The organism is Agromyces sp. H17E-10 (assembly GCF_022919715.1).
Lineage (GTDB): Bacteria > Actinomycetota > Actinomycetes > Actinomycetales > Microbacteriaceae > Agromyces.
In genome coordinates this window covers 3,711,799-3,728,106 of the sequence record NZ_CP095042.1, presented here as the reverse complement: position 1 = coordinate 3,728,106, position 16,308 = coordinate 3,711,799, and the positions used below count along the sequence as shown (strand labels likewise).

Sequence of the window (16,308 nt, the reverse complement as noted above, 5' to 3'; positions counted from 1 at the left end):
TCTCGGGGTGCGTCCCGTCACGACGCCCCGAAGAGGCCGTGCCCGTGGCGCTCGAGCACGTCGAGCGCATCTGCGTACGTCTCGGGCATGGCCTCGTCGGGCGCGACCTTGGCGAGCAGGAGCCCGAGGAGCCCGCGTGCCGGCGGGCTCAGGGGGCGATCGGGATGCCTCGCCGCCGGGTGGCCGCCGGACTCGGGGTTCGGCGGCACGAACTGGGGCGTCGGCGACGGCCAGGTCTCGGGAGCGCGCGCATCGTCGAGGTTGAGGGCCGCATGGAGTCGGCGCGCCCCGCGATCGCGTTCGGTGAGCTCCTCGAGCCCGTGCTCGTGCGCGAGCGTCGCGACGAGGGCGGCGTGATGGTACTCGTCGCGCACGACGGTGCCCGCACGGGTGTACGCCGAGACGGCGATCGCCGGCACCCGCACACCGAGCCGGTCGAACTCGAACCCCATCTCACCCGGCTCGCGGCGCCCTGGCGGCGTCGCGGTCGGCGGTGCGACGTGGTCGTAGGTGCCGCCGTGCTCGTCGAACGTGATGAGCAGCAGCGTGTTGAGCGCGTTCGATCCCGTCGTCGACCCCCCGCCCTTGACCGCTTCGTACACCCGGTGTACGAGCGCATCGCCGGCCCGGACGTCGGAGATCGCGCTGTCGACGATGAGCTCGCCGTCGACTTCACCCTCGCGCAGTCGCCCGACCGGTGGGTGGAAGTCGTTGTGGTCGTACACCATGCGCGGCTCGATGAATGCGTACACGGGCAGGGTGCCTGCGGCGGCGTCACGCTCGAAGTCGGCCATCGTCGCGAAGTGCTCGGTCTTCCAGTAGCGCTCGAGCGCGGGAGCGTGCAGGAATCCCGTGAACGAGATGAGCTGCAGCTCGTCGAAGTAGATGCGCCAGCTGAGGCCGGCCTCCTCGAGCCGGTTGAAGATCGTTGGCGCCGCGGGCGCGTCGAGCCACTTTCGGTAGCCGCCGTTCTCGACGTTGGTCACGAACCCGTGCGACGTGGAGGCGTGGAAGAACGAGCGGTTGCAGAAGGTCTGCGACGGCACCGCGCAATGCCAGTGGTCGAACACGGCGAACTCGCGCGCGAGCGTCGAGAGCACGGGAAGCATCTCGGGCGCGAACCCGCCCATGATGCGACGCACCTCGCGCTCGTCGGGCTCGACCCCTCGACGGAGCGCGAGGAGGTGCGAACGGTAGTCGCGCACGAATCCGCTCATCGGCGGCGAGGAGGCCTCCTTCGGCGCGTTGAACGGGGCCCGCATCGCGCCGACCTCGGCACCGTCGTTCGACGCGGGGTCGATCACGTCGAACAGCTGGGTGTTGACGTGCGGGTACTCCTCGCCCGGGTCGGGGTCGGGGCTGCCCATGATCACATCGGTCTGCCCGACGTAGACGTGCGCGGGGATGCGCCGGCCGTCGCGATCGTCGTTCGCGTAGTCGCCGAACGCCAACCCCTCGAAGGTGCCGTCGACCGGTTCGTCGCCCGGTGCGTACAGCCGGCCGAGCAGGTTGTCGAACGAGCGGTTCTCGCCCATGAGCACGACCCAGTGCGCGATGGGCCCGCCGGATGCCCCGTGGCCGGAGTCGGGTGCGGCGGCGTGCTCCCCCGCGACGCCTGCCGTGATGGCGGCGCCGGCCGCGCCCCCGACGACCGCTCCTGCCGCCGCCGCGCCGCCGAGCTTCAGGAATCCGCGCCGGGTCGTGGACCGCGCGTCATCGCTCGCATCATCCATCTGCTCCCCCTCCGCCGGCCCCCACCGGCGCCGTCACCCGTCGAGCGCACCCGGCCCGTCGGTCACGAGCACGGCGAACTGCGCTGCGTCGAGCACGCGGATGCCGAGCTCTTCGGCCTTCGCGAGCTTCGAACCCGCACCCGGCCCGGCGGCGACGAAGTCGGTCTTCTTCGAGACGCTCGACGCGGCCTTGCCGCCCGCGGCGATGATCGCCTCCTGGGCGCCCTCTCGGGTGAACCCCTCGAGCGACCCGGTCGCGACGACCGTGAGTCCGGCGAGCACACCGCCCGCCTCGGCTGCTGCGCCCGGCCCCGGGTGCCCGGGCGTCGCCCACTGCACACCGGCAGCCGTCCACCGGTCGACGATGTCGACGTGCCAGTCGACCGCGAACCAGTCGATGAGCGAGTCGGCGATGATGCCGCCGACGCCGTCGACCTGTGCGAGCTCGTCGCGCGAGGCGGCGCGGACGGCGTCGAGCGAGCCGAACCAGTCGGCGAGCGCACGGGCGGCCACCGGACCGACGTGGCGGATGTTGAGCGAGACGATGAGCCGCCAGAGCGGCTTGGTCTTGGCCTTCTCGAGTTCGGCGAGGAGCTTCGACGCGGCCTCCGACGGACCGAGCTCGCGGAAGTCCTTCTTGACGCCGGCGGCGCGGCGTTCGGCGGCGGTCATCTGCTCGGCGCCCGGCGGGTAGGTGATGCGCACCTTCTGGAACGGGGCGCGCTTGACCGGGACGCCGGTCGACTCGTCGACCTTGGGCTCGCCCGTCTCGGCATCGCGCACGACCACCTCGATCGGCACGAGCTCGTCGATCGTGAGGTCGAAGAGCCCGGCCTCGGTCGGCAGTGGCGGCTCGGCAGGGAACGACGGCTGGGTGAGCGCTGCGGCGGTCACCTCGCCGAGGGCCTCGATGTCGAGGCCGCCGCGCGAGCCGATGTGCTCGATGCGGCCACGCACCTGTGCGGGGCACGACCTGGCGTTGGGGCAGCGCAGGTCGATGTCGCCCTCTTTCATCGCCCGCAGCGGGGTGCCGCACTCGGGGCAGAGCTCGGGCATGTGCCACTCGACCTGCGTGCCGTCGCGCAGCTGCTCGACGGCGCCGAGGATCTCGGGGATGACGTCTCCCGCCTTGCGGAGCACGACGGTGTCGCCGATCATGACGCCCTTCGCGCGCACGACCTCTTGGTTGTGGAGCGTCGCCTGGCGCACCGTCGAGCCGGCGACCTTCACCGGCTCCATCACGGCGTACGGCGTGGCCCGGCCCGTGCGACCGACGCCGACGACGATGTCGAGGAGCTTCGTGTGCACCTCTTCGGGCGGGTACTTGTAGGCGATCGCCCACCGGGGCGCTCGGCTCGTGGCGCCGAGCTCGTCGTGCAGGTCGAGCTCGTCGACCTTCACGACGATGCCGTCGATCTCGTGCTCGACGGAGTGCCGGTGCTCGCCGCGTTCGGCGATGTAGTCGGCCACCTCGTCGACCGTGTCGAACACGCGCGAGTGCGGTGAGACCGGCAGCCCCCAGCCGGCGAGGAGTCCGTAGATCTCGGACTGGTTGCGGACGTCGGGATGGGCCCAGGCCCCGATGCCGTGGAGGTACAGCGCGAGCCGGCCCAGCCGCTCGCGCATGAGCTCGAGCTCGAGCCCCGTCTTCTTCTCACGCCGCTGCCTGAGGCTGCCCGCGGCGGTGTTGCGCGCATTCGCGAACTCGGGGTACTTCGTGGGGATCTGGTCGGCGGCCCGCCCCTTGGCGAGCTGGTCGGCCTCGTATGCCGCCTGCAGCTCGTGCTGGCGCTCGTTGAGGGCCTCGAAGTCGACCGAGCGCAGGAACACCTCGCCGCGCACCTCGAAGAAGTCGGGGAAGCCCTCACCCGTGAGGCGGCGCGGGATCGCCGGGATGAAGTCGACGTTCTCGGTGATGTCTTCGCCGACCCGGCCGTCGCCGCGGGTGGTGGCGGTCTCGAGCACGCCGCCGCGGTAGGCGAGGCTGATCGCCAGCCCGTCGATCTTCAGTTCGGAGAGCCAGCGCACGGGCCGCCCTGCGGACGCCTGCGTCTTCGCGGCCCACTCGCGGAACTCGTCGATCGAGAACACGTTGTCGAGGCTCAGCATGCGCTCGGCGTGCTCGTGCTCGGGGAAGCCGGCCGAGACGACGGTGGCCCCCACCTGCTGCGTCGGACTGTCTTGCCCGGCGAGCTCGGGGAACGCGCGCTCGAGCGCTTCGAGGCGATGGAAGTCGGCGTCGTACTCGGCGTCGGAGTACGGCGAGTCCCCGTCGCCGTAGTAGGCCACCCGAGCCGCCTCGATGCGCGCCGTGAGGCGGTCGGCCTCGGCGCGCGCATCGTCGAACGTCATCGACTCGAACTCGGCGGGGATGTCGCTGGCAGCGGTGGTCTCGCTCACAGGCCAACCCTAGCGAAGCCCCCCGACACGCGAACGGCGTTTCGGCGGACGACCCCCGCGGCCTCAGGCGTCGACGGGGACGGCGCTGACCGTGCGATCGATCGTGCACTGCCCGAGCACGCGGCTGCCGACGTAGACGACGGCGGTCTGGCCCGGGGCGACGCCGTCGAGCGGCGAATCGGGGACGATGACGAGCTCGGGATCGCCCGAGGCATCCGTCTCGACGGTCGCACGCGCCGGCACCGGGTCGGCGTGCGCACGGATCTGCACGTCGCAGTCGAACGACTCGCCGACCGAGCCGACGATCCCGGAGGCCACGGGGTCCAGTCCCGCCCACGAGAAGCGCGAGCCCGCGATGAGGCCGACGGCGAGCGCCGCCTTCGGCCCGACGACGACCGTGTTCTCCTTCGGGCGCACCTCGAGCACGAAGCGCGGCTTGCCGTCGGCGGCCGGCGTGCCGAGGCGCAGGCCGCGACGCTGGCCGACCGTGTAGGCGTGCGCACCGTCGTGCGAGCCGACGACAGCGCCCGAGCGGTCGACGATGTCGCCCTGCTCGGTGCCGACCTTGTCGGCGAGCCAGCCCCTCGTGTCGCCGTCGGGGATGAAGCAGATGTCGTAGGAGTCGGGCTTCTGCGCGACGCTGAGGCCTCGACGGGCCGCCTCTTCGCGCACGAGCTGCTTCGAGGCGGTGTCGCCGAGCGGGAAGTACGCGTGCGCGAGCTGCTCGGCGGTGAGCACGCCGAGGACATACGACTGGTCCTTCGCCTCGGCGTTGGCGCGGTGCAGTTCGAGGGCTCCCGAGTCGCCCGTCACGACCTTCGCGTAGTGGCCGGTGGCGACGGCGTCGAAGCCGAGGGCGAGCGCCTTCTCGAGGAGGGCGGCGAACTTGATGCGCTCGTTGCAGCGCATGCAGGGATTCGGAGTGCGGCCGGCCGAGTACTCGGCGATGAAGTCGTCGACGACGTCGGCCTTGAACCGCTCGGAGAAGTCCCACACGTAGTAGGGGATGCCGAGCACGTTCGCGGCGCGCTGCGCGTCCATCGAGTCCTCGATCGTGCAGCAGCCGCGGCTGCCGGTGCGCAGCGTGCCGGGCATGCGGCTGAGCGCGAGGTGCACGCCCACGACGTCGTGTCCCGCCTCGACGGCGCGCGCAGCCGCGACGGCGCTGTCGACGCCGCCGCTCATCGCAGCAAGGACCTTCATGTCCTCCAGTGTAGGCAGGGCAGCCTGAACGGATGCCTCGGGCGGAGGCTCAGCGATCGAACGACGTCGCGCGGGCCGCGAGGCCGGCGCGCGCCGCCTGCGCATGAGCCGCAGGCAGGGCGGCGAGGAACGCGTCGACATCGGCGTCGGTCGAGGTGTGCCCGAGCGTGATGCGCAGGGCGCCGCGAGCGTCCGCCTCGGTACGCCCCATCGCCATGAGGACGTGCGACGGCTCAGGCACGCCCGCCTGGCAGGCGGAACCGGTGGACACCGCCACTCCGGCCGCGTCGAGCAGGAAGAGGAGCGAGTCGCCCTCGCAGCCCGGGAACGAGAAGTGCACGTTGCCCGGCAGGCGCACCGAGGCGCCCGGTCCGGCGTCGCCCGAGAGCCGCGCGCTCGGCACCGCCTCGAGGACGCCGTCGATCACCCGGTCGCGCAGGGCGGCCATGCGCTCGGCGTCGTCGTCGAGACGCGCGGCAACCGACTCCGCGGCCGCCGCGAACGCCGCCGCCGCGGCGACGTCCTGCGTGCCCGAACGCACCTTGCGCTGCTGCCCGCCGCCGTGGATGAGCGGTTCGACGGCGGCCGACCGGTCGAGCACGAGCGCGCCGATTCCGGCCGGCCCGCCGATCTTGTGGGCGGACACGCTGAGCGCGACGAGCCCGGCCCCACGCGGGGCCTCGGTCGACCGCCGCAGCGAGCGGACGTCGATCGGCACCTGCCCGTAGGCGGCGATCGCGTCGACGTGCAGCGGCACCCCGGCGCGCGCCGTCAGCCGGGCGACCTCCTCGACCGGCTGGATCGTGCCGACCTCGTTGTTCGCCCACAACATCGTGACGAGGGCGATCGTCGACGCGTCGTCGAGCTCGCGCTCGAGCACGTCGAGCCGGAGCCGGCCGACCGCGTCGAGCGGGATCTCGACGACGTCGGCACCCTCGTGCTCGACGAGCCAGTCGACGGTGTCGAGGGTCGCGTGATGCTCCCCCGCGGGGACGACGATGCGCCGGCGGGCGGCACCGGCCGCGGCATCCCCGGCGGATGCGGTTCGCCGCTGCCACCACAGTCCCTTGATCGCGAGGTTGACCGCCTCGGTGCCGTTGCCGGTGAAGACCACCTCGATGCCGTCGACGCCGAGCGTCGCGGCCACGCGCTCACGCGACTCCTCGAGCAGCCGCTTCGCCTGCTGGCCCGCACTGTGGATCGACGACGGGTTGCCGACCACGGCGAGCGCGGCGGTCATCGCCTCGATCGCCTCGGGACGCATGGGCGTGGTCGCCGCGTGGTCGAGGTAGACCATTCGCCAGCCCTCCGTGGTCGATCGATTGCGATTCGGGATGCCGCGGCGCGCCGCCTGCACACGCTTGCAGCGGCCGCTCCCGCAAGAACTACTGTAGATCGCATGTCTGCGCCCGATCCCCTCGACGACCTCGGCGTCCGCGCCGACGCCGCGGGCGGACGCATCCGGGTCTGGTCCGAGCACGCATCGAGCGTCGACCTCGTCGTGTTCGATGCCGAGGACCTCGACTGGGCGGCCGAGCGCGTGCCGCTCGTGCGCGATGCCGACGGGGTGTGGTCGGGTGACTCCGCCGCGCTCGTGCCGGGGGCGCACTACGGGCTCCGCGTCGACGGGCCGGCCGGGTTCGACCACGCCTTCAACCCCGTGCACACGCTGCTCGACCCCTACGCCCGCGGGCTCGCCCGCGCCAACGACGGCTCCTGGCGCGGCGTCGTGCTCGGCGGGCTCGACGACGCCGGGTTCGACTGGGGCGGCGTCGGCAAGCCCGGGGTGCCGCTCGACCGCACGGTCGTGTACGAGACGCACGTGCGGGGCTTCTCGAAGCTCAATCACGCGATCCCCGAGCCGTTGCGCGGCACCTACGCGGGCCTCGCTCACGACGCCTCGCTCGAGTACCTCACCGGGCTCGGCGTCACGACGGTCGAACTGCTGCCCGTGCACGCCTTCGTCGCCGAGCAGCGTCTCGTGCGCCAGGGCAAGCCGAACTACTGGGGCTACAACACGCTCGCCTTCTTCGCCGCGCACGCCCCGTACGCGAGCGCCGCGGCGCAGGCGGAGGGTGCGCACGCCGTTCGACGCGAGTTCGCGGGCATGGTGCGGCGACTGCACGAGGCGGGCCTCGAGGTCGTGCTCGACGTGGTCTACAACCACACCGCCGAAGAGGGTCGCGAAGGGCCGACGTACAGCTTCCGCGGCATCGACAACGCGAGCTACTACCGCCATGACGCGCACGGCCGATACGTCGACACGACGGGGTGCGGCAACACCGTGCACTTCGGCAATCCCGCGCCCGTGCGGCTCGTGCTCGACTCGATGCGCTACTTCGCCGAGGAGCTGCAGGTCGACGGATTCCGGCTCGACCTCGCCGCGACGCTCGGTCGCGACGCGAACGGCGAGTTCACGCGCGACCACCCGCTGCTGCGGGGCATGCTCGACGACCCGGTCATCGGCGCGACGAAGCTCATCGCCGAGCCCTGGGACGTGGGCCCGGGCGGCTGGCGCACGGGCGACTTCCCCGCCGGGTTCGGCGAGTGGAACGACCGGTACCGCGACCGGATGCGCGACTTCTGGCTCGGCGACCTGCGCCGCGAGCGGGAGACGGGCTCGGCCGGCAGCGGCATCGGCCGGTTCGCCACCCGCCTCGCGGGGTCGTCGAACACGTTCAGCGCCGAGCGCGGCCCGCTCGCGAGCCTCAACTTCGTGACCGCGCACGACGGGTTCACCCTCGCCGACCTCACCGCCTTCGACGTCAAGCACAATCTCGGCAACGGCGAGCAGAACCGCGACGGCACCGACAACAACAACTCGTTCAACCACGGTGTGGAGGGCGAGGCGGCCGACCCGGCCGTCCGGGCGGCGCGGCGGCGCAGCATCCGCAACCTGCTCGGCACCCTGCTCCTGTCGGCCGGCGTGCCGATGCTGACGGCCGGCGACGAGTACGGGCGCACGCAGCGCGGCAACAACAACGCCTACTGCCATGACTCGCCGCTGACGTGGCTCGCGTGGGATGCGGCCGAGCGTCCGCGATACGCGCCCGAACTCGTCGCGACCGCCCGGCACCTGCTGCGGCTGCGTCGCGAGAATCCGGCGCTCCGGCCGATCCGCTTCGGGCGCGACGGCGAGTCCACGCCGAGCGCCTCGAGGATGGACTGGTACAACGCCGACGGCGAGACCATGGGCATCGACGACTGGAACTCGACCTCTGAGCGCACCCTGCAGTTCGTCGCGGCCTCGACGCCCGAGACCGAGGCGTTCAATCGCATCCTGCTCGTCGTACACGCGCGCGAGACGGTCGCCGACGTCGTGCTGCCCGCCGTCAACGGCGTCACGGGGTACCGGCCGCTGTGGAACTCGGCCGAGGAGGCGCCCCCGGGTGCGGCGGACGGAGAGGACTCCCCCGGCGCGGCCGAACCGCTCGCGGCCGGCGAGCGCGTGCGCATCGTCGGTCCGTCGATGCGTCTCTTCCGCGCAGAGGGCGCCGGGTGATGTCGAAACGGTCGGATGCCGCGTCGGCCGGCACACCCGCCACGCTCGCCCTCATCCGCGCGGGAGTCGCCTTCACGCCGCATGCGTACGAGCACGACCCGCGAGCGTCCGCGTACGGCCTGGAGGCCGCGGAGAAGCTCGGGCTCGACCCCGACCGCGTGTTCAAGACCCTGCTCGCCGACGTCGACGGCGCCCTCGCGGTCGGCATCGTGCCGGTCGCCATGCAGCTCGATCTGAAGGCGCTCGCCGCGGCCGTCGGCGGCAAGCGCGCGGAGATGGCCGACCCGCGGGTCGCCGAGCGCAAGACCGGCTACGTCGTCGGCGGAATCAGCCCCATCGGGCAGAAGACCGCACTGCCGACCGTGCTCGACGAGTCCGCGATCCTGTGCGAGACGATCTACGTCTCGGGCGGGCGACGCGGCCTCGACCTCGAGCTCGCACCCGACGACCTCCTCGCCGTCACGGCCGGCCGGTACGCCCCGATCGCCCGGACCCGCTGACGCTGCCGGGCGATCGACGGCCGCTCACCGCTCGTCAGGATGCGACGGCGACGAGTCCCAGTTCGGCCGGGTTCGTCATCAGCGGATGCGACGGCACGACCCGCACCGAGTAGCCGAAGGCTCCGGCGCGGTCGAGCGTGACGACGCCCTCGTACCCGCCGCCGGCCGCGAGCGCGAGCGTCGTGCGCACGGGCTCGCCGATCGAGTCGTCGGCGAGGCTCCGGCCCGACACCAGCTCGACCGCGACGTCCGTGGCGTCGAGGCCGCCGAGTTCGACCTCCGCGCGGACGTGCAGCTCGTCGCCGACCGCCGGCTGGTCGAGCCCGCCCGACTCGACGTGCAGCACCTTGACCTCGGGCCAGGCCGAACGGACCCTCGCGGCCCATGCGGCGAACTCGCGGGCGCCGCGGGCATCGTCGGCGCGAACCCGGTCGAAGGTCGTCCCCGCGTGCCGGTAGAGCCGCTCGACGTACTCGCGCACCATGCGGTCGGCGCCGAGCTCGGGGACGAGCCGACCGAGCGTCGTGCGCAGCATCCGCACCCATTCGACGGGCACGCGGTCCGCATCGCGCTCGAAGTAGCCCGCCTGGCCGTCGGCGTCGGCCGGGCGGTCGTAGAACGCGGGCACGATGTGGTGCTCCAGCAGGTCGTAGAGCGCCGCCGCCTCGCGAGCGTCGCGCTCGGCGGCGTCGCCGGCCGCATCCGCCGACGGGATGACCCAGCCGAAGTCGTCGCCCGCGTACTCGGCCCACCACCCGTCGAGGATCGACAGGTTGAGGGCGGCGTTCATCGCCGCCTTCATGCCCGAGGTGCCGCACGCCTCGAGGGGCCGCAGCGGATTGTTGAGCCACACGTCGCACCCCGGGTACAGGGTCTCGGCCATCGCCATGTCGTAGTCGGGGAGGAACACGAACCGGTCGCGGACCTCGGGCTTCGCGGCGAACTGCACGAGCCGCTGGATGAGGCGCTTGCCCTCGTCATCGGCGGGATGCGACTTGCCGGCGATGACGAACTGCACGGGGCGATCGGGGTCGGTGAGGATGGCCTCCAGCCGATCGGGGTCCTGCAGCATGAGCGTGAGCCGCTTGTAGGTCGGCACCCGTCGCGCGAAGCCGATCGTGAGCGTCTCGGGGTCGAGGGCGCGACTGATCCACTCGGGCGCGGCCGCCCCGGGATGCTGCTCCACGAAGCTCGCCGCGAGCCGCCGACGCGCGTCGTCGACGAGGCGGGTGCGCATCTCTCGCTTCACCGACCAGAGTTCGGCGTCGCCCACGGCCGAGCTCAGCCAGTCGGCGTGCTCGCTGTCGTCGGTGCCGAGCGTGCGCTCGGCGAGCGCCGTGAGCGCAGGGTCGGTCCAGGTCGGCGCGTGCACCCCGTTCGTGATCGACGTGATCGGCACCTCGTCGGCGTCGAACCCCGGCCACAGGTCGCCGAACATGCGACGGCTGACCCGCCCGTGGAGCTCGGAGACCCCGTTCGCGTGCCCGGCGAGCCGGAGGCCCATGACGGCCATGTTGAACGCGCTCGTCGCCGGGTCGGCACCCGGCTCGACGCCGAGCGCGAGCGCCGCGTCGGGCTCGACGCCGGGCAGGAGCTCGGCGGTCACGTACCGCTCGACGAGTGCACGATCGAACCGGTCGATGCCGGCGGGCACCGGGGTGTGCGTCGTGAACACCGTGCCCGCGCGCACGAGCTGCAGCGCCTCGCCGAACGCGAGCCCCTCGCCGATGTAGGCGGAGATCCGTTCGAGCCCGAGGAATCCCGCGTGCCCCTCGTTCATGTGGAACACATCGGGTGCGGGCGCGCCGACGAGCTCGGCCCACGCACGGAGTGCACGCACTCCCCCGATGCCGAGCAGCAGTTCCTGCAGCAGCCGGTGCTCGCTGCCGCCGCCGTACAGCCGATCGGTGATCGCGCGGTGCTCGTCGTCGTTCGCGGGCACATCGGTGTCGAGCAGCAGGAGCTCGACCCGTCCGACCGCGGCACGCCAGACCCTGGCGTTGAGCGTCGCCCCGTCGGGCAGGGCGAGCGAGACCTGCACCGCGCTGCCGTCGGCGCGACGCAGCACCGTGAGCGGCAGGCCGTCGGGGTCCTGCAGCGGGTAGCGCTCCTGCTGCCAGCCGTCGGAGGAGATCGACTGGGCGAAGTAGCCCGCCTTGTAGAAGAGGCCGACGGCGACGATCGGCACGCCGAGGTCGGATGCCGCCTTGAGGTGATCGCCGGCGAGGATCCCCAGCCCGCCCGAGTACTGCGGCAGCGCCGCGGTGATGCCGTACTCGGGCGAGAAGTACGCGACGAGTCCGGGTTTGTCGCCCTCGAGCCCCTGGTACCAGCGAGGCTCCTCGAGATAGCGGCGGAGCCCGTCGCGCTCGCGCTCGGCCCAGCCGACGTAGTCGTCGTCCGCGGCGAGCGCGTCGAGTCGTGCGGGGTCGACCTCGCCGAGGAAGGTGACCGGGTCGCGCTCCGAGCGCGCCCAGGCGTCGGGGTCGATGTGCTCGAACAGGCGCCTCGTCGGTTCGTGCCACGCCCAGCGCAGGTTGGCCGCGAGCTCCTCGAGTGCGGTGAGGCGGGCGGGGACGACGGCTCGGACGGTGAACTTCCGGATCGACTTCACGGCTCCACCCTAGGTCGCCCAGATGTCGCGCGTGTGAACCCGTGCCGACGCACGTGGGGTCGCGACCGACCCGCGGAGACCGATTCGGTGCTGCGCGAACCCCGACGCGCTACGGTCGGAACGTGACCACCGCTACCCCGCTCGCCGGCCGCATCCCCGTGACGCGGCTCACCCCCGCCGTGCCCGACCCGCGCTGGCACCCGAAGGCGTTCGAGGGCGAGGTCGTGCCGTTCCGTGCGACCGTGTTCCGTGAGGGGCACGACCGGGTCGGCGCCATGCTCGTCGTGACGAGCCCGTCGGGGCGCGAGGAGCGGCATCGCATGCGCGCACTGGCTCCGGGCACCGACCGGTGGGAGGCGCTCGTGCGCGTCGACGAGGTCGGCGAGTGGCGCTGGCACGTGATCGGCTTCGACGACGAGATCGCGACCTGGCGGCACGACGCGGCCGTGAAGATCGACGCGGGCGTCGACGTCGAGCTCATGTACGAACTCGGCGCGCGCCTGATCGAACGGGCTGCGGCCGAGACCTCGCGACCGCGGCCCGTGCGCAAGCGCCTCGCCGAGCTCGCCGACGCGCTGCGCGACGGCCGGGCATCCGCGGCCGCCCGCCGCGCCCTCGTCGACGCGCCCGTACTCTCGGAGTTCGACGCCCGGCCGCTCGCGCGCCTCGTGAGCGAGTCCGGCGAGCAGCGCCTGCTCGTCGAACGTCGTCGAGCGGGCGTCGGCGCGTGGTACGAGTTCTTCCCACGCTCGGAGGGCGCCCGTCGGCAGAAGGACGGCACCTGGCGGAGCGGCACGTTCCGCACGGCGGCGAAGCGACTCGACGGCGTCGCCGCCATGGGCTTCGACGTCGTGTACCTGCCGCCCATCCACCCGATCGGCGTCACGAACCGCAAGGGACGCAACAACACGCTCGACCCGGGTGCCGGCGACCCGGGCTCGCCGTGGGCGATCGGCGGGCTGCTGAAGGACGGATCCCCGGGCGGCCACGACGCCGTGCACCCAGACCTCGGCACCCTCGCCGACTTCCGGGCCTTCGTGCGCCGCGCGAACGAGCTCGGCATCGAGGTCGCTCTCGACCTCGCCCTGCAGGCCTCGCCCGACCACCCCTGGGTGGCGGAGCATCCCGAATGGTTCACGGTGCTGCCCGACGGCACGATCCGCTATGCGGAGAACCCGCCGAAGAAGTACCAGGACATCTACCCCGTCAACTTCGACGACGATCCCGAGGGCATCTTCGACGAGGTGCTGCGCATCGTGCGGCACTGGATGAAGCAGGGCGTGCGGATCTTCCGCGTCGACAACCCGCACACGAAGCCGCTCGCGTTCTGGGAGCGGCTCATCGCGACCGTCAACGCCGACGACCCCGGCGTCGTGTTCCTCGCCGAGGCGTTCACGCGCCCCGCGATGATGCAGGCCCTCGCGATGGCCGGATTCCAGCAGTCGTACTCGTACTTCACCTGGCGCAACACGAAGGACGAGCTCGAGGAGTTCCTCACCTCGGTGTCGCAGGACACGGCCGACTTCATGCGGCCGAACCTGTTCGTGAACACGCCGGACATCCTCACGGAGTACCTGCAGTTCGGGGGCCCCGCTGCGTTCACGGTGCGCGCGACGATCGCGGCGACGGCGGCACCGCTGTGGGGCGTCTACTCGGGGTTCGAGCTGTTCGAGTCGGTCGCCCGTCCGGGTGCCGAAGAGGCGATCGACAACGAGAAGTACGAGTACAAGCCGCGCGACTTCGCCGCGGCCGAGGCCGAGGGGCGATCGCTCGGCCTCTACCTCGGCATCCTCAATCGCATCAGGGCAGAGCACCCGGCGCTCGGACAACTCCGCAACATCCGCTTCCACGCGAGCGAGGACGACGCCGTACTCGTCTACTCGAAGCACCTCGACGGGCGGTTCACCGATGACGGCGTCGACGACACGCTCATCGTCGTCGCGAACGTCGACCCGCACTCGGTGCGCGAGACGACCGTGCACCTCGACCTCGAGGCGCTCGGGCTGCCGCCGGGCGCACGGTTCTCGGTCGACGACCTCGTCACCGGCTCCACCTGGGACTGGGGCGCCTCGAACTACGTCCGGCTCGACGCGTTCACGCGACCCGTCCACATCCTGCACGTGAGAAGAGGATCGGATGACTGACCCGTCGGCCGCCCCGCCCGCCGCCCCCGCCGTGCCCGACGCGGTGCTCGCCGCCATCGCCGAGGGGCGGCACAGCGACCCGCACGCGGTGCTCGGCCAGCACGGGTTCGACGCCGCGCAGGAGCCCGGACCGCTCACCGTCATCCGGACCCTGCGGCCGCTCGCGGCCGCCGTCGACGCCGTGCTGTCCGACGGCACCACGCTGCAGCTCGAGCACGTCGGCCACGGCGTGTGGGCCGGCACCGGCCGGTTCGGCCCGACCGACTACCTCGTCGAAGCGCGCTACGACGACGGCTCGGAGTGGTCGGCCGACGACCCCTACCGGTTCGCCCCAACGATCGGCGAGCTCGACCTGCATCTCATCGGAGAGGGCCGGCACGAGGAGCTCTGGCGCGTGCTCGGCGCCCGCTACCGCGAGCACTGGGGCGTCGACGGTCGCGTGGGCGGCACGGCGTTCACCGTCTGGGCGCCGCACGCCCGCGCCGTGCGCGTCGTCGGCGAGTTCAACCGGTGGAACGGCGCCGCGCACGCGATGCGGAGCATGGGCGCGTCGGGCGTGTGGGAACTGTTCGTGCCCGAGCTCGAGCCCGGGGCGCTCTACAAGTTCGAGCTGCTCGCCGGCAGCGGCGACTGGATCATGAAGGCCGACCCGATGGCCCGGCGCGCCGAGGTCGCGCCCGCCACCGCGTCGATCGTCGACGACAGCCGCTACGACTGGGGCGACGGCGACTGGCTCGCCCGGCGCGCCGCCGAGAACGTGCACGAGCGGCCGATGTCGATCTACGAGCTCCACCTCGGATCGTGGCGCCCCGGCAAGGGGTACCGCGACGTCGCCGACGAGCTCATCGAGTACCTCGACTGGCTCGGCTACACGCACGTCGAGTTCCTGCCGCTCGCTGAGCATCCGTTCGGCGGCTCGTGGGGGTACCAGGTCACCGGGTACTACGCCGCGACGAGCCGGTTCGGCTCCCCCGACGACCTGCGCTACCTCATCGACCGCCTGCACCGGGCGGGCATCGGCGTGATCATGGACTGGGTCCCCGGCCACTTCCCCAAGGACGAGTGGGCGCTTGCGCGCTTCGACGGCGAGCCGCTCTACGAGCACGCCGACCCGCGGCGGGGCGAGCAGCAGGACTGGGGCACCCTCGTCTTCGACTTCGGCAACCCCCGGGTGCGCAACTTCCTCGTCGCGAACGCGCTGTTCTGGCTCGAGGAGTTCCACGTCGACGGGCTGCGCGTCGACGCCGTCGCATCCATGCTCTATCTCGACTACTCGCGCGCCGAGGGCGAGTGGCTCCCGAACGTGCACGGCGGGCGAGAGCACCTCGAGGCGATCACCTTCCTCCAGGAGGCGACGGCGACCGCCTACAAACGCAATCCCGGCATCGTCATGATCGCCGAGGAGTCGACGTCGTGGCCCGGCGTCACGGCGCCCACCTCGTCGGGCGGACTCGGCTTCGGGTACAAGTGGAACATGGGGTGGATGCACGACTCGCTCCAGTACATCCAGAACGACCCGCTCTACCGGTCGCACCATCACCACGAGCTGACCTTCTCGTTCCTCTACGCGTTCAGCGAGCACTTCATCCTGCCGATCAGCCACGACGAGGTCGTGCACGGCAAGGGCTCCCTCGTGCGCAAGATGCCGGGCGACCACTGGCAGCAGCTCGCGAACACGCGCGCCTACCTGGCGTTCATGTGGGCGCACCCGGGCAAGCAATTGCTCTTCATGGGCCAGGAGTTCGGCCAGCTCAGCGAGTGGAGCGAGGAGCGCGGGCTCGACTGGTGGATCCTCGACCAGCCCTCCCATCGCGAGCTCGCCGAGTTCGTCGGTGCGCTCAACCGGAGCTATCGAGCGACCCCCGCGCTCTGGCAGCTCGACGACGATGCGGCCGGGTTCGAATGGGTCGAGGGCGGTGCCGCGGCCGAGAACGTCATCGCGTTCCTGCGCTACGACCGCGAACGGCGCCCGCTCCTGTGCATCGTGAACTTCGCGGGCCGGCCGCACGAGCGTTTCCGGCTCGGCCTCCCCTTCACGGGCCGGTGGCGCGAGGTGCTCAACTCGGATGCCGCGGAGTTCGGCGGCTCGGGCGTGGGCAACCTCGGCGGGGTCGAGGCCGAAGCCGTGCCGTGGGCGGGTCGCCCGGCATCGGCGGTGTTCGCGCTGCCACCACTCGGTGCCGTGTGGTTCGAACTCGACGGCTCGTGAGCT

General features: G+C 72.0%; 9 protein-coding genes. 4 read left to right on the top strand and 5 right to left on the bottom strand.

Annotated elements, in window-relative coordinates; genetic code table 11:
* Positions 1-17 precede the first annotated feature (17 nt).
* The 4 genes from MUN74_RS16830 to MUN74_RS16815 all read right to left on the bottom strand — a co-directional run bounded on the left by MUN74_RS16830 (position 18) and on the right by MUN74_RS16815 (position 6,633).
* A complete protein-coding gene (locus MUN74_RS16830; RefSeq protein WP_244853769.1) occupies positions 18-1,733 on the bottom strand; it encodes an alkaline phosphatase family protein in 1,716 nt (571 codons plus the stop codon).
* Between the two features lie 33 nt (positions 1,734-1,766).
* The gene (ligA, locus tag MUN74_RS16825; RefSeq protein ID WP_244856486.1) at positions 1,767-4,085 is read right to left on the bottom strand and encodes an NAD-dependent DNA ligase LigA; all 2,319 of its coding nucleotides are present in this window, start codon (positions 4,083-4,085) and stop codon (positions 1,767-1,769) included.
* Between the two features lie 111 nt (positions 4,086-4,196).
* Positions 4,197-5,336, bottom strand: coding sequence for a tRNA 2-thiouridine(34) synthase MnmA (gene mnmA, locus MUN74_RS16820; protein WP_244853768.1), 1,140 nt, complete (start codon positions 5,334-5,336; stop codon positions 4,197-4,199).
* Positions 5,337-5,385: 49 nt separating this feature from the next.
* The gene (locus MUN74_RS16815; protein ID WP_244853767.1) at positions 5,386-6,633 is read right to left on the bottom strand and encodes a cysteine desulfurase family protein; all 1,248 of its coding nucleotides are present in this window, start codon (positions 6,631-6,633) and stop codon (positions 5,386-5,388) included.
* 102 nt (positions 6,634-6,735) lie between these two features.
* Here MUN74_RS16815 and glgX point away from each other — a divergent pair, with 102 nt between their 5' ends.
* Positions 6,736-8,838 carry a glycogen debranching protein GlgX gene (glgX, locus tag MUN74_RS16810; protein ID WP_244853766.1) on the top strand — a complete coding sequence of 701 codons (2,103 nt, stop codon included), beginning with the start codon at positions 6,736-6,738 and terminating at the stop codon, positions 8,836-8,838.
* A complete protein-coding gene (gene ybaK / locus MUN74_RS16805; protein ID WP_244853765.1) occupies positions 8,838-9,338 on the top strand; it encodes a Cys-tRNA(Pro) deacylase in 501 nt (166 codons plus the stop codon). Before glgX ends, ybaK begins: the two co-directional genes overlap by 1 nt.
* A gap of 34 nt (positions 9,339-9,372) precedes the next feature.
* On the opposite strand, the gene glgP is transcribed toward ybaK, so the two are convergent.
* Positions 9,373-11,952, bottom strand: a complete 2,580-nt coding sequence (glgP, locus tag MUN74_RS16800; RefSeq protein ID WP_244853764.1) for an alpha-glucan family phosphorylase — start codon at positions 11,950-11,952, stop codon at positions 9,373-9,375.
* A 122-nt stretch (positions 11,953-12,074) separates the two neighbouring features.
* On the opposite strand from glgP, the gene MUN74_RS16795 reads away from it, so the two are divergent.
* Both MUN74_RS16795 and glgB read left to right on the top strand, forming a co-directional pair.
* Positions 12,075-14,096, top strand: a complete 2,022-nt coding sequence (locus tag MUN74_RS16795) for an alpha-1,4-glucan--maltose-1-phosphate maltosyltransferase (protein ID WP_244853763.1) — start codon at positions 12,075-12,077, stop codon at positions 14,094-14,096.
* A complete protein-coding gene (gene glgB / locus MUN74_RS16790; RefSeq protein WP_244853762.1) occupies positions 14,089-16,305 on the top strand; it encodes a 1,4-alpha-glucan branching protein GlgB in 2,217 nt (738 codons plus the stop codon). Before MUN74_RS16795 ends, glgB begins: the two co-directional genes overlap by 8 nt.
* Positions 16,306-16,308: the final 3 nt, after the last annotated feature.

Bases quoted from the DNA above. Each gene is read 5' to 3' on its own strand.
- MUN74_RS16815 (WP_244853767.1), bottom strand. From the start codon at position 6,633: ATGGTCTACCTCGACCACGCGGCGACCACGCCCATGCGTCCCGAGGCG.
- mnmA (WP_244853768.1), bottom strand. From the start codon at position 5,336: ATGAAGGTCCTTGCTGCGATGAGCGGCGGCGTCGACAGCGCCGTCGCG.
- ligA (WP_244856486.1), bottom strand. From the start codon at position 4,085: ATGACGTTCGACGATGCGCGCGCCGAGGCCGACCGCCTCACGGCGCGC.
- ybaK (WP_244853765.1), top strand. From the start codon at position 8,838: ATGTCGAAACGGTCGGATGCCGCGTCGGCCGGCACACCCGCCACGCTC.
- MUN74_RS16830 (WP_244853769.1), bottom strand. From the start codon at position 1,733: ATGGATGATGCGAGCGATGACGCGCGGTCCACGACCCGGCGCGGATTC.
- glgB (WP_244853762.1), top strand. From the start codon at position 14,089: ATGACTGACCCGTCGGCCGCCCCGCCCGCCGCCCCCGCCGTGCCCGAC.
- glgX (WP_244853766.1), top strand. From the start codon at position 6,736: ATGTCTGCGCCCGATCCCCTCGACGACCTCGGCGTCCGCGCCGACGCC.